The sequence below is a fragment of the Bacillus sp. FSL K6-1003 genome (genome assembly GCF_037964945.1).
GTDB classification, from domain to species: Bacteria; Bacillota; Bacilli; order Bacillales; family Bacillaceae; genus Bacillus; species Bacillus mojavensis.
This window is the reverse complement of the sequence record NZ_CP150176.1, coordinates 2422681-2446856: the sequence shown is the minus strand read 5'-3', so window position 1 is coordinate 2446856 and position 24176 is coordinate 2422681. Positions and strand designations below refer to the sequence as shown.

Genomic DNA, 24176 nt, shown 5'->3' with positions numbered 1-24176 from the left:
TCATTTCATTATTCGCACATTGTTAAAGGCAGTTCACATAGAAAACGCCTGAATGGACCGAATAAGAATCATACCGCTTTTAGAATTCGTTGCAAGCTTTGGAAGGAGGGATCCATAATGGCTGATAAACAAACCCACGAAACAGAATTAACATTCGACCAAGTGAAAGAACAATTAACTGAGTCTGGTAAAAAACGTGGCGTTTTGACATATGAAGAAATTGCTGAGCGTATGTCCAGCTTTGAGATTGAGTCAGACCAAATGGATGAGTATTATGAATTTTTAGGTGAACAAGGTGTTGAATTAATTAGTGAGAATGAAGAAACAGAAGATCCTAATATTCAGCAGCTTGCCAAAGCCGAAGAAGAATTTGACCTTAATGACCTAAGTGTACCGCCTGGTGTCAAAATCAACGACCCAGTACGTATGTATTTAAAGGAAATCGGCCGGGTTAACCTTCTTTCTGCAAAGGAAGAAATCGCCTATGCTCAAAAAATTGAAGAAGGTGATGAAGAATCCAAACGCAGATTGGCTGAAGCGAACCTGCGGCTTGTTGTCAGCATCGCTAAACGGTACGTCGGACGCGGAATGCTGTTCCTTGATCTGATTCAAGAAGGTAACATGGGTCTGATGAAAGCCGTTGAGAAATTTGATTATCGTAAGGGTTATAAATTCAGTACGTATGCTACGTGGTGGATCAGACAGGCGATTACACGCGCCATTGCCGATCAGGCGAGAACGATCCGGATCCCCGTTCATATGGTTGAAACCATTAATAAATTAATCCGCGTACAGCGTCAGCTATTGCAAGACTTAGGCAGAGAGCCAACACCTGAAGAAATTGCGGAAGACATGGATCTAACACCTGAAAAAGTACGTGAAATCTTAAAAATAGCACAAGAGCCAGTGTCTCTTGAAACACCGATCGGTGAAGAGGATGATTCCCATCTTGGTGATTTCATCGAAGATCAAGAGGCTACTTCACCTTCAGATCATGCGGCATACGAGCTATTGAAAGAGCAGCTTGAAGACGTGCTTGATACGTTAACAGATCGTGAAGAAAATGTATTGCGGCTTCGATTCGGTCTTGATGACGGACGTACAAGAACACTGGAAGAGGTCGGCAAGGTATTTGGAGTTACGAGAGAGCGTATTCGTCAAATCGAAGCGAAAGCGCTGCGGAAACTAAGACATCCTAGCAGAAGTAAACGTTTGAAAGATTTTCTAGAATAAGATGGAACGGGTCTTGCAGATCCGTTCTTCTTTTTTAAAAAGATATATGGATAATATGTCTTTATTTTACTGAAAAATGATGTCATTTGCAAATGAACATTGCGATGAAAAATTTCAATATACCAATCCATATTTTCTATTGTAAGCGTATACAATACATTATACAATAGAATAAAAGGAATGTTAGAGAAATAGGCATGTTTTGATTTAATTTTGTATAAAGTGTGAATAAAAAACTTTTGTATGCCAATCCATTTACTTTTTGTAAAAATAAGTTAGAATTAGAAGTGTTTACATAGGGGGAAGGATCATAAAGGGGGAAGGGAAATGAAATGGAATCCGCTTATTCCATTTTTACTGATCGCTGTTTTAGGTATTGGTCTGACTTTCTTTTTATCAGTAAAGGGGCTTGATGACTCTCGCGAGATTGCGAGCGGAGGAGAAAGCAAGTCTGCTGAAAAAGATGATGCAAACGCTTCACCGGAAGACATTTACAAGGCAAATTGTATTACCTGTCACGGGGAAAATTATGAAGGAGTTTCTGGTCCGAGTTTAAAAGGTGTAGGGGATAAGAAGGATGTCGCTGAAATCAAAACAAAGATTGAAAAGGGCGGTAATGGAATGCCTTCCGGTCTTGTTCCGGCTGATAAGCTTGATGACATGGCAGAATGGGTGTCTAAAATTAAATAAAGGATGTATCTTTCTCCTTATACGTTCTCAGGCCGCCGAGATGTTCTCGACAGCCTTTTATTTTTGTCCCATTCCATACTGATTTTGTTCCTGCAAAGAAATAAACTGAAAATCATTCGCTCAGCTTGGATTCCGGGCTGATTTTTTATATGATAGAAAAGGAAAAAATGATTGAGAAAAGTTGTGATGACAAGTGAACGAATTAAAATTATCAAAACGATTACAAACAGTAGCGGAGTACATACCGGATGGAGCGGTGGTAGCGGATATTGGTTCTGACCATGCTTACCTTCCTTGTTATGCGGTGCTGAATCATAAAGCGAGCAAAGCTATTGCTGGAGAAATAACAGACGGTCCATTCTTGTCTGCCAAACGGCAGGTCGACAAATCGGGCTTAAGCGCACACATAACGGTAAGACAAGGAGACGGCCTTGAAGTGCTTCAGAAAGGTGAGGCTGACGCCATAACAATTGCCGGAATGGGCGGGTCACTGATCGCTCATATTTTAGAAGCAGGCAAAGAAAAACTGACAGGTAAAGAACGGCTTATTTTACAGCCGAATATTCATGCCGTTCATATTAGAGAATGGCTGTATAAAGAAGGGTACGCACTTATTGATGAAGTGATTCTTGAGGAGGACGGGAAGTGCTATGAGGTGCTTGTCGCCGAAGCGGGAGACAGAGATGCAGCTTATGCAGGAATTTCTTTGCCGGCAGGAATGCTCGTAGGCCCATTTCTGGCAAAAGAAAAGAATGCTGTATTTTTGAAAAAATGGACACAAGAGCTCCAGCATACTCAAAACATATATGAACAGATCAGCCGTGCTGCAACATCTGAAGATAACAAAAAGAAATTGAACGAACTAACCGATCGAATGGAGCTATTAAAGGAGGTTATCGATCATGGCTAAAACCGTAAACGGACAGCAAGTCATTCAGCTGTTTGAACAATTTTCTCCAAAAGCCTATGCAGTTGAGGGCGATAAAATCGGTCTGCAAATCGGCAGTTTAAATAAACAAGTTAAAAATGTGATGGTTACGCTGGATGTATTGGAAAGCGTCGTCGATGAAGCGATTGAAAAGGATGTTGATTTAATCATTGCACACCATCCTCCTATATTCCGGCCGCTAAAGCATATTTCAACTGATCAGCCCGGCGGAAGGCTGATTGAAAAGTGTTTGAAACATGACATCGCCGTGTATGCGGCTCATACTAACCTAGATGTTGCGGACGGCGGTGTAAACGATTTGCTTGCTGAGGCCTTGGAGCTGAGTGGAACTGAAGTATTGGTGCCTACTTATACTGACCCTCTCAAAAAACTCGTCGTATACGTGCCGAAAGAATATGAAGAACAGGTCAGAGGCGCTCTGGGAAATGCGGGGGCAGGCCATATCGGTGAGTACAGCCATTGTGCGTTTTCATCTGAGGGCATTGGCAGCTTTAAGCCATTGGACGGCGCACAGCCTTTTATCGGAGAGGTTGGAGAGCTTGAGCTCGTACATGAAGTCAGACTGGAGACTGTGTTTCCTCAAAGCATAGAAAAAGCCGTTATAAACGCAATGATAAAAAGCCATCCGTATGAAGAAGTCGCTTATGATATTTATCCTGTCGAGCAGTCACCAGCCGAAAAAGGGCTAGGCCGTGTCGGAACACTTAAAAATGAAATGACGCTTCAGGAATTTGCTTTGTTTGTAAAAGACAAGCTTCAAGTGAACGGCGTCAGAATGGTGGGACAGGCTGACAGCATGGTGAAGAAAGTAGCTGTTCTCGGAGGAGACGGAAACAAGTATATCCATCAGGCAAAACGGAAAGGCGCAGATGTTTACGTCACGGGCGATCTATATTTCCATGTTGCCCATGATGCGATGATGCTTGGTCTGAATGTTATTGATCCAGGCCATTACGCTGAAAAAATCATGAAAGAAGGCGTCGTAAAAAAACTGACGTCAATGTGTAAGGATAAAAAAGCAGAGGTCAATATCTTTATTTCCGAAACGGATACAAATCCATTTACTTTTCTATAAAAAAACTGAGGCTGTGAGGGCCTCAGTTTTTTGCTTTCACTTTTGGAAGGATTTTTTTGAGCGGAACATTGTGTTCGATTGTCCAAGTTGATGGGTCTTCATGATCGAACTGTTCTAAAAAGCGAATCACTTCTTTGGTGATCGGCGTCGGTGTTGAAGCTCCGGCAGTAACGGCGACGGTATTTACGCCTTTAAGCCATTCCAGTTTTAATTCGCTGAGATCGCCGATTCGGTACGCTTTTGTCCCGGCTATTTCCTCAGACACTTGGGCGAGCCGGTTTGAATTATTGCTTTTTGGGTCGCCGACAACGATCGTTAGGTCCGCTTTTTTCGCCTGCTCCGATACAGCCTCCTGCCGCACCTGAGTAGCCAGGCAAATCTCTTGGTGATATTCAACGTGAGGATATTTTTCCTTCACGAGCTCCATAATATCGTGAACATCCCATTGAGACATTGTCGTTTGGTTTGTTACGATCAATTTTTCAGCTTGGATATCGAGATTTTTGACATCTTCCGGTGTTTCAACCAAGTGAACGATATCAGGCGCTACGCCAACCGCTCCTTCCGGCTCCGGATGGCCTTTTTTGCCGACATAGATCACGTGGTATCCTTTTTCTTTCATTTCTAAGATTAAGTTGTGGGTTTTCGTAACATCCGGACATGTAGCGTCTATAGCGACTAATCCTTTTTCTTCAGCGATTCTTCTAACCTCGGGAGAAACGCCGTGCGCTGTGAAAATGACAGTTCCTTTTTCAACCTGCTTCAGGATGTCCAGTCGATTAGCGCCGTCCAATGTATAAATGCCATCTTCCTCAAACGCATCAGTGACGTGTTTATTATGAACAATCATCCCGAGTATATAAATGGGTCTTGGCAAGCTTTTATCCAGTGCCGCGTTTTTAGCGATTACCATAGCGTCAACAACACCATAGCAATAACCGCGCGGCGAAATTTTAATTACGTCCATTTTCGGTTGTCCTCCAATACAGAAGTGAGTAAAGGCAATATAAAAAGCCGTAATCAAACGGCTCTAATCTTGCAATCTTCTGATCTCCATTATAGCCAATCTCACTCCAGATATCAAAGAATGTTAAATATATAATCTCGGCTTAGAACTGCCGGATGTTTTTTTCGAGGAAGGAGAGGGCGTTTCCTTTTTCTGTGAAACAGATGTTTTTGATTTTTGTTCCTTTAAGTCCGGTGCTGCTGTTTTTTTTGCAGATGATGGTCTGCTTGCTTTTGATTTTTCTTTTTCACCAGATTCGTTTGACGCAGCTTTCTTTTCTGTTTCTGTATTATCTTCTGATTCTGTCTTCGTTTCTTCTTCAGTGCCCTCTGTATCATCGTTTTTGCTTAATTGACTGTAAAGCTTTATCATTGCCGGCAGGTTGCGGACTAAGGGTCCGTACTGCTGAATCATAGGGGTGACTTGCTGCGCCATGCCGAGCACTTTTTGCACATTGCCGAGCATACTGGATAACGATGCCGGATTGGCGAGATTTTGAATGCCCTGCAGACCTGCTCCTCCGCCTGCGGCTGCTCCGGGCGCCCCTGTGCCTCCTGTGCCGGGTAAAAATTTGGACAGCATCCCTTTTAAGCCTGTGCCCGCCCCATTTCTTGCTCCGGCGTTTGGCTGTGGAAGAAATTGCTGCCCTGATTGCTGGAAACTTTGCTGAGGCGGACCAAATGAAGGTCTTCGCATTTCAGGCGCTGTTCTTCCCATCATGCGCTGGTTTTGCATAGGGCGGGGCGGACCGGGCTGCGGATAGTTTCTCATTGGCTGCTGCTGTGAAAACATACTTGTACCTCCTTTCAGCTCTCTCTGCTATTACAATATGCATGGGTTTCGGTATTTGCTTTCCTTATCTGAATAAAACAAACGCCTTCCAAACGTGGTGTTTTTAAGGGAAATCGGGTATAATGTGATGATGGACACATAATGTGCCGCTTTAAGGAGCTGGGAAAAATGAAAGAAACTAAATTTGATGTGTATGAATTGAAACCGTTTATTATAGATGCAGTACATCGCCTTGGTTTTTATGAACCGACTGATATTCAAAAAAGGCTGATTCCTGCTGTATTAAAAAAAGAAAGCGTCATCGGACAGTCTCAGACTGGAACCGGAAAGACTCACGCTTACTTACTTCCTTTGTTAAATAAAATTGATCCTGCTAAGGATGTCGTTCAGGTGGTTATTACGGCTCCGACGCGCGAGCTTGCCAACCAGATTCATCAGGAAGCGCTGAAAATCACTCAGGGTGCTGAAGGTGATTCGATCCGTTCCAAATGTTTTATCGGAGGCACAGATAAGCAGAAAGCCATTGATAAACTGAAAACGCAGCCGCATCTGGTCGTCGGAACGCCGGGACGGATTGCGGATTTAATCAAAGAACAGGCATTAAGTGTTCATAAAGCTGAGTCTCTTGTTATTGATGAAGCGGATTTAATGCTGGATATGGGCTTCCTTGCAGACGTTGATTACATTGGTTCACGTATGCCAGAGGATCTGCAGATGCTTGTGTTCTCTGCAACGATTCCGGAAAAGCTGAAACCGTTTTTGAAAAAATACATGGAAAACCCGAAATACGCCCACGTGGAGCCTAAACAGGTCACTGCTGCGAAAATTGAGCATATTCTTATTCCTTCAAAGCACCGTGATAAGGACAAGCTTCTTTTTGATATCATGTCTAATCTGACCCCTTACTTAGGCATTGTGTTTGCTAATACGAAAAACAATGCCGACCATATCGCCAAATATTTGATGGACAAAGGGATGAAAATCGGACTTCTGCACGGCGGCTTAACGCCTCGTGAGCGTAAAAAAGTCATGAAGCAGATTAATGATTTGGAATTCACTTATGTAATTGCAACTGACCTCGCCGCAAGAGGCATTGATATTAAAGGTGTCAGCCATGTCATCAACTATGAGCTGCCGGATGATCTTGATTTTTATGTTCACCGTGTGGGCAGAACAGCGCGCGCGGGTTCTTCAGGACAGGCCATGACAATTTATGAGCTTTCTGATGAGGATGCATTGGTGAAGCTTGAGAAAATGGGCATTGAGTTTGATTACCTGGAGATTGAAAAAGGCGAATGGAAAAAAGGCGATGACCGCCAGCGCCGCCAAAAGCGTAAAAAGACGCCGAACGAAGCAGATGAAATCGCCCATCGTCTTGTGAAAAAGCCGAAGAAGGTTAAGCCCGGATATAAAAAGAAAATGAGCTACGAGATGGAGAAAATTAAGAAAAAACAGCGAAGAAATCAATCTAAAAAAAGAAAGTAGGGGAACCGGTTGTTGAGAATAGGTTCACACGTCTCTATGAGCGGAAAACATATGCTTCTGGCTGCGAGTCAGGAAGCAGTCTCTTACGGGGCGAACACGTTTATGATTTATACAGGCGCGCCGCAAAATACGCGCCGAAAAAAAATTGAAGACTTAAATATAGAAGCCGGCCGCGCTCACATGCAGGAAAACGGCATCGACGAGATTATCGTACACGCGCCTTATATTATTAATATTGGCAATACGGTCAATCCGGCTACTTTTGAGCTTGGTGTTGATTTTCTCCGCTCTGAAATTGAGCGGACAGCTGCTATCGGCGCAAAGCAAATCGTCCTTCACCCGGGTGCTCATGTTGGCGCGGGAGCCGAAGAAGGCATTAAGAAAATTATTGAAGGCTTAAATGAAGTCATTGATCCGAATCAAAATGTGCAGATTGCATTAGAAACAATGGCAGGCAAAGGGTCTGAATGCGGCAGAAGTTTTGAAGAGCTTGCGCAAATTATTGATGGCGTTACACACAATGAGCATTTGTCTGTATGCTTTGACACATGCCATACACATGATGCCGGCTACAATATTGTCGAAGATTTTGACGGAGTGCTGAATGAGTTCGATAAAATTGTTGGTATTGACAGAATCAAAGTGCTCCATATCAATGACAGCAAAAATATTAAAGGCGCGAGAAAAGACCGTCATGAAAATATTGGCTTCGGGGAAATCGGATTTGACGCATTGCAATATGTCGTTCATCATGAGCAGTTAAAAGACATTCCGAAAATCCTTGAAACGCCGTATGTCGGTGAAGATAAAAAGAACAAAAAACCGCCGTACCGTTTTGAGATTCAAATGCTGAAAGAAAAGCAATTTGACAACACATTACTCGAAAAGATTTTACAGCAATAAAAAAGCGGGGGATTGAATCCCCCGCTTTTTTTCAGCTTGAGAATTGCTTGAAAAGTTCATGAACGGTTTGGGCTGTTTCTTTTGAAGTAATGGATTCTACTTGTTTCAGCAGCCGTGTACGTTCCTGCTCATTAAAAATATTCACATTTTTCCCGTATAACAGGTTTGCTACTTCAATTGCTTGCGGTTTTGTCAGACTGATTCCGTATTGCTTGGAGTACTTCAATAAATCTTCAGCAGTGGCTTGATTGAGCCTCTGCAAAATAATTCTTTGAAATAATATCATCGAACATTCCACCTCTCAGACATAATGTATGGGCAAATCAATAAAATGTGTCAGCATTTCATGGTAAAATAGAGTCATAGTCTATTTAAAATAGTTATTGCAGGAAAGGAGATTTTATGACCCCAACAAAACAACACAAAAGAGAATCATTTATCCACTTTATATTCAGGGTCATCATGATTCTGATCGGAGCTGCGTCTGCGGCGGTGAGTATTGAATTATTTTTAGTCCCCAATGATTTTATTGATGGCGGCATTATCGGTGTATCACTTATTTTAGACCACCTCTTTATGTCAAACCCCTTTCTGAATTTCGCTGTTTTTGTTGTCATCTTAAACATTCCTTTTATGATCTTCGGATATAAATATATCGGTAAGACCTTCCTCGTTTCTACTGTTATCGGGATCGTCGGCCTTGCCTTAATCGAATCCTCGCTTCACCACGTAGAAGCCATTACGACACAGCCTATTCTGGCTACAGTATTCGGAGGTCTATTGCTCGGCTTTGGCGTGGGTCTGGTGATTCGTAACGGAGGTTCAATGGACGGCACAGAAATTCTCGGTATACTGTTAACGAAAAAATTGCCGTTTTCAGTTGGTGAATTTGTGATGCTTATCAATGTATTTATCTTTATTTGGGCCGGTTTTGTGTTCGGTCCTGAGCAAGCTATGTATTCTTTCATGACTTACTACATTGCCATGAAAACCATTGATGCGGTCATCCAAGGGCTTGATGAAACAAAAGCTGTGATTATTGTCTCGGACCAGTATGATGAGATTTCCGACGCAATATTACACCGTCTCGGACGCGGAACAACGAAGCTGAAGGGAAAAGGCGGCTATACAGACGAGGAAAAAGATGTGATTTATGCAGTTGTCACAAGGCTGGAAGTGACTAAGCTCAAATCCATTGTGTTTGAAGTCGATGATAATGCCTTTATTACAATTATGAATACTCATGAAACAAGGGGCGGCAAATTCAAAACCGCAATCCACTAGGCTTTCATTTACTTTTATTCATTTTATGGGTATAATTTTATCAGTAGTTAAGAAAATGGCTTGCTGGTCAGACAGCTGCCATTTTCTTTTTGATATTTAAGATACGTTCGTTCTTAAGCAAAGCGAAAAGGGGGGCCTTCATGAACGTACAAGAAGCGCTGAACTTACTGAAAGAAAACGGATATAAATATACAAGCAAACGGGAAGATATGCTTCAGCTTTTTGCTGATTCGGACAGGTATCTGACCGCTAAAAATGTACTTTCTGCACTAAATGATGATTATCCCGGGTTAAGCTTTGATACGATTTACAGAAACCTATCTTTGTATGAAGAGCTAGGTATTTTGGAAACGACTGAACTTTCCGGTGAAAAGCTGTTCCGATTTAAATGCTCATTTACTCATCATCACCATCACTTTATTTGCCTGGCTTGCGGCAAAACAAAGGAGATTGAGTCTTGTCCGATGGATAAGCTCTATGATGACTTAGATGGCTATCAAATCAGCGGGCATAAATTTGAGATTTACGGGACATGCCCAAGCTGTGAACAGGAAAAGCAAGATCAACCCTCTGCATGAGAGTGAAAGGATAGAGAAAAAGGAGCCTAATCAGGCTCCTTTTTTAATTTTTCACACGTATGAAAGAATGTTTATTTTCATTTATCCATTGAACCGCTTCGAGCCAGTTGTTAACTCTAATGATGTTTGAATCAATCGGAAGCTGGTTATAAGGCGAATTGAATAAAATCACCGGTATACCAGCTTCTTTTGCAATCATCATTGCGTTTCCATGATGATCCTCAAAAAACAAGTCGATGTCATGTTTTTTGACCGCTTCGACTTTATGATGTCCGCCCACAAGCTCTATGTGGTCATAATGGAGATTTTGTCTGTCAAACCATTCGTACGTAATATCGCTTAAATGAGTCCTTCTCGCCGTAATATAAATCAGCCGGTGCTCCTCTTTGAGGAGGTCAAGGGACTGTTTTGCATGCTGCGCAAGAAGTGCTTCTTTATATATCGTCGCTTCATTTTGATTCATCCAATCCCAAAATTCTTCCTGTGTAATACGTAACAGTTTTGTTAAATCATAATCCGTCATATCGTTTAATGAAATGGAAAGATTAAACGAGCGGTTTAAATAAGGGACGAATGTATCCTGAGCCGTGATTGTGCCGTCAATATCTATTCCTAAACGTAACATGCCCACACTCCTTCAGTTTCATCCTTTCAAGTGTAACATAAACAATTAGCATTACCAGAAAAGTTTAGCAAACATGAATCGGGAAAAATGGATCAAACTATAAAAGCTCCTTTATAAAACAGAAGGGGGAATTGAAGGTGGCAAACGATTACGAAAAACGTGATAACAACAGTTACTATGTAGATCATGGTTCTGAAGGAACAAATATTACCCGCGACAATGATGGTTTTTTTGAGGAAACAGCTGCTGAAATTGCAGAGCCTTTCCGTGCTTCTGACCGAAGCGATGACCAAGGGAATGACCGCAGCGGCAGCAATGTCAATGAAGGACGGGGAATAGGGTATATCGCTTTAGCCTTGTCCATTATTTCATTGTTTGTTCTTCCTGTTTTGTTGGGAGCTGCCGGTATTATTGTCGGCTATATCGCAAGAAGAAGAGGAGCCCAAAGCCTGGGCGCATGGGCTATGGGGATTGGTGTTGTCTCATTAGTGCTTGGAATATTTATTATTCCATTTTTCTAATACAAAAAAGCTTGACGGGTTCCCGTCAAGCTTTTTGTGTTTCTTCATCTAATTTCGCTTTTTCAGCCTCAAGCTTTGCGTAGTGCTCTTCAGCAAGTATGTCGATTTCTTTTTTCAGTTCTTCAACCATTGTTTCTTCTGGAACCTTACGGACAATTTTACCTTTTCGGAACAGAAGGCCTTCGCCGCGTGCTCCAGCGATGCCGATATCAGCTTCTCTCGCTTCACCCGGGCCGTTTACCGCACATCCGAGAACGGCGACTTTAATCGGCGCTTTCACTTTAGAAATGTATTCTTCCACTTCGTTGGCGATACTGATCAAATCGATCTCGATACGGCCGCAAGTCGGGCAAGAGATGAGGGTTGCAGCGTTAGAGGCCAAACCAAAGGATTTCAATAGCTCTCTCGCTACTTTAACCTCTTCAACCGGGTCTGCGCTTAATGAGATACGCAGGGTGTTACCGATGCCCTTGCTTAAAATCGCGCCAAGTCCTGCTGCGCTTTTTACTGTACCGGCAAACAGCGTTCCTGACTCGGTGATGCCGAGGTGAAGCGGGTAATCAAATGCTTTTGACGCTTTTTCGTAAGCCTCGATGGCAAGGTTTACGTCAGAAGCCTTCATGCTGACGATAATATCGTGAAAATCTAGATCTTCAAGAATCTTAATGTGATGAAGAGCACTTTCTACCATGCCGTCTGCTGTCGGATATCCGTATTTTTCTAAAATCCGTTTTTCCAATGAACCTGCGTTTACACCAATTCGGATTGGAATCCCTTTTTCTTTCGCCGCTTTAACGACCGCTTCGACTTTTTCACGGCGGCCGATGTTGCCTGGGTTGATTCGTATTTTATCTGCGCCGCCTTCAATGGCTTTTAACGCAAGCTTATAATCAAAATGAATGTCAACGACGAGCGGAATGGAGATGCGTTTTTTAATATCCGCAATGGCGTTTGCCGCCCGTTCATCCGGACAAGCCACCCGCACGATTTGGCATCCGGCTTCAGCCAGCCGGTTAATTTCCGCAACCGTTGCTTCTACATCATGTGTTTTGGTTGTTGTCATGCTTTGGATAACGACTTCATTGTTACCGCCTATTGTTAAAGGTCCCACTTTAACGGGACGCGTTTTTGTACGATGGGTGATTTCACTCACTTGTCAATCGCTCCTTAATTGTAGTTGCCGCTTCTAGAATAAACCTAGTATGGTGTATGTCAATGTATTTTACAAATTATATTGTAACAGTGTATTCGCCGAACTGACAAGAAATTAACGTTAATTATGGGTAGACCGGGAATTTGTATGCTGTTCCTGCCTGAATCGTATTGGCTTTTACATTTGGGTTGAGCGCTTCAAAATCCTTTACAATATCGTCAGGGGAACTTGCAGTTCCGACAATTGACATGACCGTGTCACCCGGTTTTACCGTTACCGTTTTATATGCTGTTTCCTGCATAGTTGTTTTTGCCGATGCTTTATAAACAGGGAGGTTCTGAACAGGGATCGTACCAATTTTAAGATCATAAAAAAGGATAAAAAGGATAAAGAGAATGCCGAATACAAAAGTGAGACGTTTCATTGACTTTGCCTCCCGCATACAACATTTTTATAACATTGTATGCTTGTCCGTTATCATTCATGACAAAAGAAAAGAGACTGCGAAGGCAGTCTCCGAATTAAGCAGCAGCTTTTTTGGACGGGAGCTCTTTTAAAACGAGAAACAGGATGACAAAGTTAACAAACCAGTTGACTAAAAATTCACTTGGCACCGTTGTTTCTAACGCACGCATAATCGTAAAAAATATCGTTGAAAGGGTGATGGAGTAAGCAGAAAGCTTCCATAGCTGCTGGTAGGACAGCTGCTTTTGCTGAGCGTTCTTTATGATTAGCCCGATAAGCGCCAAGAAAGATACCTCAATAAATTTTCCCGCCGCTGTCACGAGAAAAATGAGTACTGAAAGAACAGTCACGATCATCGCTTTATTTTGGTTTAACCCTGCAGTGATATCTTTTTTTGTTAAATCTGACGGCATCATTGAGTAAGCCATCTCTTGGGCCTGTCCGTCAATGGCCAAAACAAACTTATCCTGAAGTATACCTATTGCGTTTTGCTTTGCTTTGATTTGTTCTGTGCCATATGCATCCGTCGGATCAAACACAATGACAAAGCCGTTTGCCTTTGATTCTGTGGCTTTTTTTTCATCTGTTTGAAGTTTGCCGTTTGAAATTGTGAAATCAGGGAAATCTTTGTTTAAAACGGATTTAAAGCCGTTCATAGATTGGACGGTCCCTGAGCTTACATAATAAGCAGTGGGGATCGCAAAAAGGACAGAGAGCAAAAATACATAAAGAATCGCTTTTCCGATTCCTTGAAATCTTGTTTTTGCAATATCCCGTGGAGAGTATGTACTTTTGATGAAAAGCTGAAATACATTCACTGTCTTCACTTCCTAGCTATACAATATATGTTGCTTATTGTATCGCTGCCTGCGTTTGAATACAAGGAAGACCTGCATTGGCAGAAGTGTAAGATCAGAGATGTAAGCATATTGAGGAGGATGGATACTATGGATATTTTGTATTGGCTGTTGATCGCGGCACTATTTATCATTGCTTTTATCGGGCTTGTGTACCCTGTTATTCCAAGTGTTGTATTTATTGTAGCCGGTTTTGTATTATACGGATTTTTGTTTTCTTTCAGTCCGTATTCCTATATGTTCTGGCTGGTTGAAGCTGTATTCGCCGCAGTATTATTCGCTGCAGATTATGTTTCCAACCTGCTTGGTGTAAAAAGGTTCGGCGGAAGCAGAGCTGCTATTTGGGGAAGTACGATCGGTTTGTTAATCGGACCATTTGTGATTCCGGTTGCAGGAATCATACTAGGGCCGTTTATCGGGGCTGTTTGTGCAGAGCTTATCGTACATCAAAAAGATGTAAAATCAGCGTTTAAAATTGGGCTAGGCTCATTGATCGGCTTTTTAACGGGTGTCATTGCAAAGGGAATTATTCAGCTTCTAATGATCGGATATTTTTTATGGACTGTTCTTTAAAGATGCCATTCAGGAGGTTTAAGGTGACAAAGTAACGGTTAAAGTGAAATATGTCTGCTGAAATAGCCAAATTGTGAGCTTTTTCATTGATTACATGGCGTTCTTTTGTTACATTGAATGAAGAAAGGCTCGCTGTAAAGCGGCATTTCAGTACATATATATTAAGGAGGAATTATCATGGCTTACGAACTTCCAGAACTACCTTATGCGTACGATGCTTTAGAACCGCATATCGACAAGGAAACTATGAATATTCACCATACGAAGCACCATAACACATACGTTACAAATTTAAACAAAGCGGTTGAAGGAAACACTGCTCTTGCAAACAAATCAGTTGAAGAGCTTGTTGCAGATTTAGATTCTGTTCCTGAAAACATCCGCACAGCAGTCCGCAACAATGGCGGCGGACATGCGAACCACAAATTATTCTGGACACTTTTATCTCCAAACGGCGGTGGCGAGCCAACTGGCGAGCTTGCTGAAGAGATCAACAGTGTATTTGGAAGCTTTGACAAATTCAAAGAACAATTCGCTGCAGCAGCAGCTGGACGTTTCGGTTCAGGCTGGGCATGGCTTGTTGTAAACAACGGCAAACTTGAAATCACAAGCACGCCAAACCAAGATTCTCCGCTCTCTGAAGGCAAAACGCCTATCCTAGGTCTTGATGTTTGGGAGCATGCTTACTACCTGAACTATCAAAACCGCCGTCCTGATTACATTTCAGCTTTCTGGAATGTGGTAAACTGGGACGAAGTTGCTCGTCTTTACAGTGAAGCAAAATAATAACGCAAAACAAGGTCCTCATAAAAGGGCCTTGTTTTTTTATGTCTTCTCTTTACATATCTCCGTTTCAGTGAGACAGACTAAGGGGTAGTAAAGGGGAGTCAGTAATGAGCAAACTAAAAAAGGTAATTGGCGATGTAGATGTAAATAAAGGATTACTCCTTCTGCTGACCGTTGGCGGTCTTTACTCGTTAGGAATTGCGCTGTCCAATACATTTGTGAATGTGTATCTCTGGAAGCAGTCAGGGAAATTTATTGACTTGGCGATATACAACTTATCGATTGTGACGATGCAGCCGATAACATTTTATTTAGCTGGCCGGTTAGCCAAAAAAATAGACAGGGTTTTCATTCTCAGATTCGGAGTGATTTTTTTAGCAGCATTTTATTTAAGTGTGCTGCTGGCTGGGGAAACGGCTGCATCACGTCTTGTTCTCATCGGAGCGGTGCTCGGAGTAGGCTATGGATTTTACTGGCTCGCGTTTAATGTGCTCACCTTTGAAATAACAGAGCCTGATACGCGGGATTTTTTCAACGGCTTTATGGGCATCCTGTCCTCATCCGCAGGAATGATTGGTCCGATTGTTGCAGGATTTGTCATCTCAAGACTTGAAAATAATACGGGTTACACTGTCATTTTCAGTCTCTCCCTCAGTTTATTTGCATTGGCTGTCGTGATGAGCTTCTTCCTAAAACGGAGAGAATCAAAGGGCCATTTTATGCTGAGTAAGGTATTTGGAGAACGCCACACGAATATGAATTGGCGGCGAATTACAAATGCGCATTTTTTTCAGGGCTTGAGAGAAGGGATTTTCGTCTTTCTAATCAGTGTTTTTGTGTTTATTGAGACAAACAGCGAACTGGCTCTCGGAACCTTTGGTCTCGTCAACTCAGCTGTTTCCTTTTTTGCCTATTATTTTGCATCAAGGCTAATCAAGAAAAAGGCCCGTAAAAAATCAATTTTGCTTGGCGGCCTTATTCTGTATGGTGCGCTGTTTTTGATACTCTTTCATATGAGTTTTACGACATTATTGACGTACGGTGTGTTTATAGCGATCGGCTATCCTCTTCTGCTCGTGCCTTATGTATCGCTTACATATGATGTCATAGGCCGGGCCAGACATGCCAGAAAAGCGAGAATTGAATATATCGTGCTGAGAGAACTTTTTCTAAACGCCGGCAGAATTGTTTCGATTTTATGCTTTCTCCTTATCGTGGCCCTTTTAAAAGAAGATATAGGTATACCGTTGTCGCTTGCTATCTTGGGCATTGGACATCCGCTGATTTATTACTTTGTCAAGGATATTCGTTTTAAAGAGAAAGATGAGGAAAATGAAACTATGGAAGAAGGCGGCCAGGGCCGGGTGACTGAACCGAACCTTTTAAAGGGCCAAAGATAATTTTTTGGCAAAAAGGGGTTATCTGTAGAAAAAAGTCGAAAAAACCTTTAAAATGAAAAATGGCACTCTTACTTGAGTGTCTTTTCTTTCTGTAAATAGAAAAGGTGATGTTATGAGGAGAAATAAACAAAAAAAGCAAAATCATAAAGAGAAAAAGAAGTCGCTTCCGATCCGGCTGAATATTTTATTTTTGGCCGCTTTTGTCATTTTCACTTGGATTATTGTGGAGCTTGGCATTAAACAGATCGTTCAAGGCGATGATTACAAAAATCAAGCCAATCAGCAGGAACAAAGTGAAGTCAGCTCGGCGGTGCCGCGCGGGAAAATCTATGATCGAAATTTTAATGCCATTGTGACAAATAAAGCTTTAAATGCGATTACATACACGAGATCTAAATCTACAACGCAAGAACAGCGTTTGAAAATCGCAAAGAAGCTGGCGGATATGATTAAAGTCGATACAAAAAAAGTAACAGAACGGGATAAAAAAGATTATTGGATTTTGACAAGACCAAAAGAAGCGAAAAAGCTGATTACTTCTAAGGAAAGACAGCAGGTAGAAAATAAAAAATTATCAGATGATGATTTATATCAGCTCCAGCTGAAACGGATTACCGATAAGCAGCTGAATGAATTGACTGATAAAGACATGCAGATTCTCGCCATTAAAAGACAGATGGACTCCGGATATGCGTTAACACCGCAATACATCAAAAATGAAGATGTATCAGCGAAAGAAATGGCAGTTGTGAGTGAACATTTAGATGAACTGCCGGGTGTTGATGTCACGTCAGACTGGGAACGTGAATATCCGTACAAAAATCTTCTCCGCTCAGTGCTCGGAAGTGTTTCCAGCTCTGATGAAGGATTACCGTCAAATCTGCTCGACCATTATTTATCGCTTGGCTACAGCAGAAACGACAGGGTCGGAAAAAGTTATCTGGAATATCAATACGAAAGCCTTTTGCAGGGCCAAAAAGCTAAGGTGGAAAATATCACAGATTCAAACGGCAATGTAACGGGAACGAAAACCGTTTCTGAAGGGAAAGCCGGTAAAGATCTCGTGCTTACGATTGACATTGACTTGCAAAAATCAGTTGAAAAAATTATCGAAAAAAATCTCAAATCTGCTAAAGCAAGACCAAGTACTGAATTGTTAGACCGGGCATTTGTCGTCATGATGGACCCGAGAAACGGTGAAGTGCTGACGATGGCGGGTAAGCAGATTAAAACAGAAAACGGAAAATATAAAATTGACGATTACGCACTGGGAAATATGACGTCATCTTATGCTATGGGGTCAGCTGTCAAAGGCGCAACTGTACTGACAGGTCTTCAAACCGGTGCCATCAATCTGAATACAGTCTTTCAGGATGAACCATTATATATTGGCCAGGATAAAAACGGCAAAAAATCGTGGACTACTTTAGGACCTGTTAATATTCAAAGAGCCTTAGAGCAGTCTTCAAACGTATTCATGTTTAAAACTGCAATCGCACTTGGAAAAGGTGAATATAAACCGCATCAAGCTTTACCAATTGATACGACGGCTTTTGATACATTCCGGAATTATTTCAGTCAATTTGGACTTGGTGTCAAAACTGGGATTGACCTTCCAAATGAAATGACAGGCTATAAAGGAACAAGCAGATTGACGGGATTCTTGCTAGATTACGCTATCGGCCAATATGATACGTATACACCGCTCGAACTGGCACAATATGTATCAACAATCGCAAATGGTGGATACCGCTTGAAACCTCAGCTTGTAAAAGAAGTAAGGGAACCTGACGCTGAAAAAGGAATCGGGGCAGTTGTACAATCTGTTCAGCCTGAAGTGCTGAATAAAGTTGATATGAAAGGCGAGTACATTAAAGAAGTTCAAGCCGGGTTTAGACGAGTCGCCACTAAAGGAACGGCGGCAAGTCAATTTGCTTCAGCATCTTATAAACCTGCTGCTAAAACAGGAACAGCGCAATCGTTCTATGACGGACCAAATAAATCAAAAACAGGTGAAGGTACTTATAATACGACACTTGTTGCTTATGCGCCTGCTGATAACCCTGAGGTTGCCATCTCTGTTGTAGTTCCTTGGGCTTATGTAGATTACAGCGCTAAATATACCATTACCAACGAAATCGGCAGAGAAGTATTGGATAAATATTTTGAGCTGAAATCGAAGCAGGACAAAGAAGATACTCAGCAAAAGAATAAAGACAAAATCGAAGAAAAAGCAGAAAACACCTCGTCTTCTGCTAACTAAACAGAAACGTCCACATCATGTGGGCGTTTTTTTTATACAAAAAAATGCACGGATTTACAAAACCTTAACATTCGATTTAAACCTATTTTACATAGAACCTTTACTCTAAACGTGTAGGACAAATTACACATTATACGCAGGGGGAATTCAGGAAATGAAAAAAAACAAATTGGTGCTTATGCTTCTAATGGCTGCTTTTATGATGGTTGCAGCTGCATGCGGAAACGCAGGAGATAGTGAAAAAACAAATAGCGGCTCTGCAAAAGGAGAAGAAAAGGCATCAGGTTCTTTAACCATTTCTGGTTCATCGGCCATGCAGCCATTAGTACTTGCAGCTGCAGAAAAATTTATGGAAGAAAACCCTGATGCTGATATACAGGTACAAGCAGGGGGTTCTGGAACAGGGCTTTCTCAAGTCTCTGAAGGGGCTGTGCAAATCGGAAATTCAGATGTTTTTGCTGAAGAAAAAGAAGGCATCGACGCAAAAGCGCTTGTTGATCATCAAGTTGCAGTAGTCGGTATGGCAGCGGCTGTAAACCCTGATACAGGTGTAAAAGATATCTCAAAAGATGAATTGAAAAAAATCTTTACTGGAAAAATCAAAAACTGGAAAGAGCTTGGCGGCAAGGACCAAAAAATTACGCTTGTAAACCGTCCTGATTCTTCAGGTACACGTGCGACATTTGTAAAATACGCGCTTGACGGAGAAGAACCGGCAGAAGGCATTACTGAGGATTCTTCCAACACTGTGAAAAAAATCATTGCTGACACTCCGGGAGCGATTGGATATCTTGCATTCTCATATTTAACAGATGACAAAGTAACAGCTTTATCCATTGACGGAGTGAAGCCAGAAGCGAAAAACGTTACAACTGGCGAGTATCCGATCTGGGCTTATCAGCATTCTTATACAAAAGGCGAAGCGAAAGATCTAGCGAAAGAATTTCTTGATTATCTAAAAAGTGAAGACATTCAAAAAAGTATTGTAACTGACCAAGGGTACATTCCGGTTACTGACATGAAAGTGACTCGCGATGCCAAAGGGAAGCAAAGCTGATCTAAATAAAAAGAGGAGTGCGGAGACTTCCGTTTCTCCTCTTAACACATTCATAGGAGTGTAAAACAATGATAAACAATAGAGAAAATATGTCTGTGAGCGAACGTTTAATCAGCTCAAGGCAAAACCGGCAATTGGATGAAATTCGGGGAAGAATGATCGTGACAGCCTGCGCGCTTATAATGATAGCGGCATCTGTGGCAATCACCATTTTCCTCGGTATTAAGGGGCTGCAATCTTTTCTAGTAAATGGTGTAAGCCCAATTGAATTCTTAACCAGTCTGAATTGGAACCCTACAGATTCTGATCCGAAATACGGAGTGCTGCCATTTATCTTTGGCTCATTTGCAGTAACGATTCTCTCCGCTCTCATTGCTGCCCCACTCGGCATAGCAGGTGCGATCTTTATGACGGAAATTGCGCCGAATTGGGGAAAGAAAGTGCTGCAGCCGGTGATCGAATTATTGGTCGGCATCCCATCTGTTGTTTATGGATTCATAGGTCTTACAGTATTGGTGCCTTTTATTGCTCAGTTCAAAACGAGCGGAACAGGACACAGTTTATTGGCGGGTACGATTGTGCTTTCCATTATGATTCTGCCGACGATCACATCTATCTCAGCTGATGCGATGGCATCACTTCCGAAAAGCTTAAGAGAAGGTTCTTACGCTCTCGGTGCGACAAGATGGCAGACCATTAGAAAAGTACTCATCCCTGCAGCTTTTCCGACATTAATGACTGCCGTTGTCCTAGGTATGGCGCGTGCGTTTGGTGAAGCTCTGGCTGTTCAAATGGTGATTGGAAATACAAGAGTTTTGCCTGAAAGTCTGCTTGACACCGCAGGAACATTGACAACCATTATTACGCTGAATATGGGCCATACCACATACGGAAGCGTTGAAAATAATACGCTGTGGTCAATGGGACTTGTGTTGCTGGTGATGTCATTCTTGTTCATCCTGCTTATTCGCTACTTGTCATCTAGGAGGAAAGTGTAATGAACCGCAAATTAACAAATAAACTGGCGACTGGAATGTTCGGTTTATGCGCAGCCATTATCGCCGCGATTCTAGTCGGTTTGTTTTCCTATATTATTATTAACGGTGTTTCTCAGCTCAGCTTAGACTTTATTACGACAAAATCCAGCGCCATCGCCGCAGGAGGCGGAATACGAGACCAGCTGTTTAACTCCTTCTATATTTTGTTTATCACGATGCTGATTACCATCCCGCTCGGAGTGGGCGGCGGTGTGTTCATGGCGGAATACGCGCCTAACAACAAAGTGACAGATTTTATCAGAACATGTATTGAGGTCCTTTCATCTCTTCCGTCCATTGTCATTGGAATGTTCGGATTACTGATGTTTGTTAACCTGACAGGCTGGGGATATACGATCATAGGCGGGGCGCTGGCATTAACAGTATTTAACCTTCCAGTTATGGTACGTGTGACAGAAGACGCGGTCCGTTCAGTCCCTAAAGATTTGAAGGAAGCATCGCTCGCTCTAGGTGTTTCTCGCTGGCATACCGTAAAAACTGTATTAATACCAAGCGCAATCCCTTCCATCATCACAGGTGCCATTTTAGCGTCAGGGAGGGTGTTCGGAGAAGCAGCGGCTTTATTATTTACAGCAGGACTTACAACGCCGCGCCTCAATTTTGCAGAGTGGAATCCGTTTTCTGAAACATCGCCGCTTAATATTTTCAGACCCGCTGAAACACTTGCGGTCCACATTTGGAACGTAAATACGCAAGGGATGATTCCGGATGCTGAAGCGATTGCCAACGGCGGTTCAGCAGTGCTGGTGATTTCAGTTCTTGTCTTTAATCTCGCGGCGAGATGGCTTGGAACAATAATCTATAAAAAGCTTACGGCAAATTAGACCGGAAAGAGGCGAAAACAATGTCTGAACAAATGGTAAAAGAAAAGCCTGAGAGAGTGGGAATGATTCCTCAGCAGCAAAATGTGCTCGAGGTGAAGGATCTGTCTATTTTCTACGGAAACAAACAGGCTGTTCGTGATGTGAATATGGAGATTGAAAAAAATGCGGTAACCGCTTTGATCGGGCCGTCAGGATGCGGCAAATCTACTTTTTTAAGAAATATTAACCGAATGAATGACTTAATACCTTCTGCAAGAAGCGATGGTGAAATTTTGTATGAAGGATTAAATATACTGGGAAGCAATATAAACGTTGTCAGCTTAAGAAGAGAAATCGGCATGGTCTTCCAAAAGCCGAATCCATTTCCGAAATCGATCTACCATAATATCACACATGCATTAAAATATGCCGGTGAGCGGAACAAAGCAGTGCTAGACGACATCGTGGAAGAAAGCTTAACAAAAGCGGCGCTCTGGGATGAAGTAAAGGACCGTTTGCATTCATCCGCGCTTTCGTTATCAGGCGGTCAGCAGCAGCGTTTATGTATTGCCAGAACGCTTGCAATGAAGCCGGCCGTTCTTCTTCTTGATGAACCTGCTTCAGCGCTTGATCCGATTTCAAATGCGAAAATAGAAGAATTGATTACGGAATTGAAAAGCGAATACTCAATTATCATTGTCACTCATAATATGCAGCAGGCTCTGCGGGTGTCTGACCGGACGGCTTTCTTTTTAAACGGCGAAATCGTTGAATACGGACAGACCGAACAAATTTTCACAAGTCCGAAGCAGCAAAAAACAGAGGATTACATTAACGGGAAATTCGGATAGGAGGGCGGCAATGAGTATTGCTACCGAAGCTGTAAAGAAACAGGAAGTTTATCAAGTCAACGGAATGAATTTATGGTATGGAGAAAACCATGCCTTAAAAAATATCAATTTGAGCATTAATCAAAACGAAGTTACGGCGATTATCGGGCCGTCAGGATGCGGCAAATCAACATTTATTAAAACATTGAATTTAATGATTCAAATGACGCCGAATGTAAAGCTTGCAGGTGAGCTGAACTATAAGGGCAGCAACATTTTAAAAGATAAAGTCGATATCGTAGATTTGAGAAAAAACATCGGCATGGTATTTCAGAAAGGAAACCCGTTTCCGCAATCAATTTTTGATAATGTCGCTTACGGACCGAGAGTCCACGGCGTCAAAAATAAAAAGAAGCTGCAAGACATTGTAGAAAAGTCATTAAAAGACGTGGCGCTGTGGGATGAGGTGAAGGATCGTTTGCATTCATCTGCACTCTCATTATCAGGCGGTCAGCAGCAGCGTCTCTGTATCGCCAGAGCTCTTGCGACAAACCCTGATATTTTGCTGATGGATGAGCCGACATCTGCGTTAGATCCAATTTCGACGAGAAAAATCGAAGAGCTCATTCTTCAGCTGAAAAATAAATACACCATCGTTATCGTGACGCACAACATGCAGCAGGCAGCGAGGGTTTCTGATCAAACTGCATTTTTCTACATGGGTGAGCTTGTTGAATGCGACAATACAAATAAAATGTTCTCTCAGCCGAGAGATCAAAGAACACTCGATTATATTACAGGGAAATTCGGATAAAAAAAACAGGCTGTTAACATAGCCTGTTTTTTTATCGTGTTAATGTTTTAACGATTTTTTTGAAGCTCATATCTGATTTTACTTTAAATTCACCGGCACGGATCTCCTTGTGATACCCCGCGTCTATCACGTAGTCATTAAAGTCTTCAGCTGAAGCAATAATGCCTTCTTTTTCAAGAATAGCTGATACATCTGCGGTGCTCATGCCGTCTTTAATGATGAGCTTGTACGTTTTTACTTTGCCTGTTTTCGAGTCTGAGCTGCTGTCATCGCTCAGAGATTTCTCTTTTGAGTCGAGAAGCTTTTGATATTCATCACGGTTAACAGAAACCATTTTTTTAGAATCGAGATAATTGTTTACGTCTTGCTCGGTTACTGTTTTTTGTTCTTTTACAGCAGCTGCTTGATCTTCATCTGTCAGATAAAAAACACTTGCGAGAACGGCTGTCGCTAATATGATACCGCCGGCAAATGCCTGAATGCCTCGTTTTGTCATACGAGCACCTTCTCATTATCTTTTATAATCGTATTCACGTCTTCTACTGATACATGCTCAGCTTTAGCAATTGCTTCAGCTGACATGCCGTTATTATATTTAGAAAGTATTTGCTTGGCGATCTTTTGATTGATGCCGCTGTTCTTTGCTTTGCGGATCACAAGGTTTGTTTCAAGTAATTCTTCCTCAAGCACCGTCATTTTCTTTTTGAGCTTATAAATTTCCTGCATAGCAGAAAGCTGCAATGTTTCAAGCTCCTGCTCGACATCTTTCATCGGATCTCGTTGAGAATATGAGAATGCAATTAGCGCTATACTGACGATAAACAACGCAATAATAGCAATTTCCACGTTTCATCACCTTCTATTCTTTTTTTATCCTTCTTTTTTATACCATAAAACAAGTGGATTCTAAAGGAATTCGCGAAAAAAACGAGTTTTTGTCGAGAAATCTTTCTTTTCTTCCTTTATGTGTAATGGT

27 protein-coding genes are annotated in these 24176 nt (G+C 42.0%); 18 read left to right on the top strand and 9 right to left on the bottom strand.

The annotated features are described in order from the left end of the window. Positions 1-117 precede the first annotated feature (117 nt). From rpoD to NSU16_RS12465, 4 genes are all read left to right on the top strand, one after another. Positions 118-1233 carry an RNA polymerase sigma factor RpoD gene (gene rpoD / locus NSU16_RS12480; protein WP_003226225.1) on the top strand — a complete coding sequence of 372 codons (1116 nt, stop codon included), beginning with the start codon at positions 118-120 and terminating at the stop codon, positions 1231-1233. A 327-nt stretch (positions 1234-1560) separates the two neighbouring features. Continuing rightward, positions 1561-1923, top strand: a complete 363-nt coding sequence (cccA, locus tag NSU16_RS12475; protein ID WP_010334972.1) for a cytochrome c550 — start codon at positions 1561-1563, stop codon at positions 1921-1923. Between the two features lie 241 nt (positions 1924-2164). Continuing rightward, positions 2165-2833: a tRNA (adenine(22)-N(1))-methyltransferase TrmK gene (gene trmK / locus NSU16_RS12470; protein ID WP_026014744.1), complete on the top strand. Its 669-nt coding sequence runs from the start codon at positions 2165-2167 to the stop codon at positions 2831-2833. Then, positions 2826-3947 (top strand): Nif3-like dinuclear metal center hexameric protein, encoded by a 1122-nt coding sequence (locus NSU16_RS12465; protein ID WP_339191022.1) that lies wholly within the window; start codon positions 2826-2828, stop codon positions 3945-3947. Before trmK ends, NSU16_RS12465 begins: the two co-directional genes overlap by 8 nt. Before the next feature lie 22 nt (positions 3948-3969). On the opposite strand, the gene NSU16_RS12460 is transcribed toward NSU16_RS12465, so the two are convergent. Both NSU16_RS12460 and vrrA read right to left on the bottom strand, forming a co-directional pair. After that, positions 3970-4914 (bottom strand): 4-hydroxy-3-methylbut-2-enyl diphosphate reductase, encoded by a 945-nt coding sequence (locus NSU16_RS12460; RefSeq protein ID WP_010334969.1) that lies wholly within the window; start codon positions 4912-4914, stop codon positions 3970-3972. 123 nt (positions 4915-5037) lie between these two features. Then, entirely contained in the window at positions 5038-5745 is a 708-nt protein-coding gene (gene vrrA / locus NSU16_RS12455; RefSeq protein WP_168748257.1) for a VrrA/YqfQ family protein, read from the bottom strand. Between the two features lie 168 nt (positions 5746-5913). Between vrrA and cshB the strand changes: the two genes are divergently transcribed. Both cshB and NSU16_RS12445 read left to right on the top strand, forming a co-directional pair. Continuing rightward, positions 5914-7230 (top strand): DEAD-box ATP-dependent RNA helicase CshB, encoded by a 1317-nt coding sequence (cshB, locus tag NSU16_RS12450; RefSeq protein ID WP_010334967.1) that lies wholly within the window; start codon positions 5914-5916, stop codon positions 7228-7230. Positions 7231-7239: 9 nt separating this feature from the next. Further along, positions 7240-8133, top strand: coding sequence for a deoxyribonuclease IV (locus NSU16_RS12445; protein WP_024122077.1), 894 nt, complete (start codon positions 7240-7242; stop codon positions 8131-8133). A gap of 31 nt (positions 8134-8164) precedes the next feature. Here NSU16_RS12445 and NSU16_RS12440 read toward each other — a convergent pair whose 3' ends face one another. Beyond that, positions 8165-8419, bottom strand: coding sequence for a DUF2624 domain-containing protein (locus NSU16_RS12440; protein ID WP_168748255.1), 255 nt, complete (start codon positions 8417-8419; stop codon positions 8165-8167). A 116-nt stretch (positions 8420-8535) separates the two neighbouring features. On the opposite strand from NSU16_RS12440, the gene NSU16_RS12435 reads away from it, so the two are divergent. Then, positions 8536-9417 (top strand): YitT family protein, encoded by an 882-nt coding sequence (locus NSU16_RS12435; protein ID WP_168748254.1) that lies wholly within the window; start codon positions 8536-8538, stop codon positions 9415-9417. A gap of 140 nt (positions 9418-9557) precedes the next feature. Beyond that, positions 9558-9995 carry a Fur family transcriptional regulator gene (locus NSU16_RS12430; RefSeq protein WP_010334964.1) on the top strand — a complete coding sequence of 146 codons (438 nt, stop codon included), beginning with the start codon at positions 9558-9560 and terminating at the stop codon, positions 9993-9995. Positions 9996-10038: 43 nt separating this feature from the next. Here the strand turns inward: NSU16_RS12430 and NSU16_RS12425 are convergent, their stop codons facing one another. Then, on the bottom strand, positions 10039-10620 hold the full coding sequence (locus NSU16_RS12425) for a hypothetical protein (RefSeq protein ID WP_339191018.1): 582 nt from the start codon (positions 10618-10620) through the stop codon (positions 10039-10041). 131 nt (positions 10621-10751) lie between these two features. Between NSU16_RS12425 and NSU16_RS12420 the strand changes: the two genes are divergently transcribed. Beyond that, the gene (locus NSU16_RS12420) at positions 10752-11141 is read left to right on the top strand and encodes a DUF308 domain-containing protein (RefSeq protein ID WP_081720839.1); all 390 of its coding nucleotides are present in this window, start codon (positions 10752-10754) and stop codon (positions 11139-11141) included. A 25-nt stretch (positions 11142-11166) separates the two neighbouring features. Here NSU16_RS12420 and ispG read toward each other — a convergent pair whose 3' ends face one another. The 3 genes from ispG to NSU16_RS12405 form a co-directional block, all read right to left on the bottom strand. Beyond that, on the bottom strand, positions 11167-12285 hold the full coding sequence (ispG, locus tag NSU16_RS12415; protein WP_173400513.1) for a flavodoxin-dependent (E)-4-hydroxy-3-methylbut-2-enyl-diphosphate synthase: 1119 nt from the start codon (positions 12283-12285) through the stop codon (positions 11167-11169). Between the two features lie 133 nt (positions 12286-12418). Next, positions 12419-12718, bottom strand: a complete 300-nt coding sequence (locus NSU16_RS12410) for a LysM peptidoglycan-binding domain-containing protein (RefSeq protein ID WP_268451105.1) — start codon at positions 12716-12718, stop codon at positions 12419-12421. Between the two features lie 97 nt (positions 12719-12815). Further along, complete coding sequence (locus tag NSU16_RS12405) at positions 12816-13577, bottom strand: DUF1189 domain-containing protein (protein ID WP_339191015.1); 762 nt, start codon at positions 13575-13577, stop codon at positions 12816-12818. A gap of 129 nt (positions 13578-13706) precedes the next feature. Here NSU16_RS12405 and NSU16_RS12400 point away from each other — a divergent pair, with 129 nt between their 5' ends. From NSU16_RS12400 to pstB (NSU16_RS12360), 9 genes are all read left to right on the top strand, one after another. Then, on the top strand, positions 13707-14189 hold the full coding sequence (locus tag NSU16_RS12400) for a DUF456 domain-containing protein (protein WP_229146842.1): 483 nt from the start codon (positions 13707-13709) through the stop codon (positions 14187-14189). Positions 14190-14366: 177 nt separating this feature from the next. Next, positions 14367-14975 carry a superoxide dismutase SodA gene (sodA, locus tag NSU16_RS12395; RefSeq protein WP_010334952.1) on the top strand — a complete coding sequence of 203 codons (609 nt, stop codon included), beginning with the start codon at positions 14367-14369 and terminating at the stop codon, positions 14973-14975. Positions 14976-15082: 107 nt separating this feature from the next. Next, positions 15083-16375, top strand: a complete 1293-nt coding sequence (locus NSU16_RS12390; protein WP_268451108.1) for an MFS transporter — start codon at positions 15083-15085, stop codon at positions 16373-16375. A 112-nt stretch (positions 16376-16487) separates the two neighbouring features. After that, a complete protein-coding gene (gene pbpA, locus NSU16_RS12385; protein WP_168748250.1) occupies positions 16488-18638 on the top strand; it encodes a penicillin-binding protein 2A in 2151 nt (716 codons plus the stop codon). Positions 18639-18792: 154 nt separating this feature from the next. Next, a complete protein-coding gene (locus NSU16_RS12380; RefSeq protein ID WP_326191088.1) occupies positions 18793-19695 on the top strand; it encodes a phosphate ABC transporter substrate-binding protein in 903 nt (300 codons plus the stop codon). A gap of 68 nt (positions 19696-19763) precedes the next feature. Further along, a complete protein-coding gene (pstC, locus tag NSU16_RS12375; RefSeq protein WP_010334948.1) occupies positions 19764-20693 on the top strand; it encodes a phosphate ABC transporter permease subunit PstC in 930 nt (309 codons plus the stop codon). Continuing rightward, on the top strand, positions 20693-21577 hold the full coding sequence (pstA, locus tag NSU16_RS12370; RefSeq protein ID WP_010334947.1) for a phosphate ABC transporter permease PstA: 885 nt from the start codon (positions 20693-20695) through the stop codon (positions 21575-21577). The genes pstC and pstA overlap by 1 nt, the downstream gene beginning before the upstream one ends. Before the next feature lie 20 nt (positions 21578-21597). Then, positions 21598-22407, top strand: coding sequence for a phosphate ABC transporter ATP-binding protein PstB (gene pstB, locus NSU16_RS12365; RefSeq protein ID WP_026014743.1), 810 nt, complete (start codon positions 21598-21600; stop codon positions 22405-22407). Between the two features lie 10 nt (positions 22408-22417). After that, positions 22418-23200 carry a phosphate ABC transporter ATP-binding protein PstB gene (pstB, locus tag NSU16_RS12360; RefSeq protein ID WP_010334945.1) on the top strand — a complete coding sequence of 261 codons (783 nt, stop codon included), beginning with the start codon at positions 22418-22420 and terminating at the stop codon, positions 23198-23200. 31 nt (positions 23201-23231) lie between these two features. On the opposite strand, the gene NSU16_RS12355 is transcribed toward pstB (NSU16_RS12360), so the two are convergent. Then, a complete protein-coding gene (locus NSU16_RS12355; protein WP_010334944.1) occupies positions 23232-23696 on the bottom strand; it encodes an endolytic transglycosylase MltG in 465 nt (154 codons plus the stop codon). Next, complete coding sequence (locus NSU16_RS12350) at positions 23693-24046, bottom strand: hypothetical protein (protein ID WP_010334943.1); 354 nt, start codon at positions 24044-24046, stop codon at positions 23693-23695. Before NSU16_RS12350 ends, NSU16_RS12355 begins: the two co-directional genes overlap by 4 nt. Positions 24047-24176 lie beyond the last annotated feature (130 nt).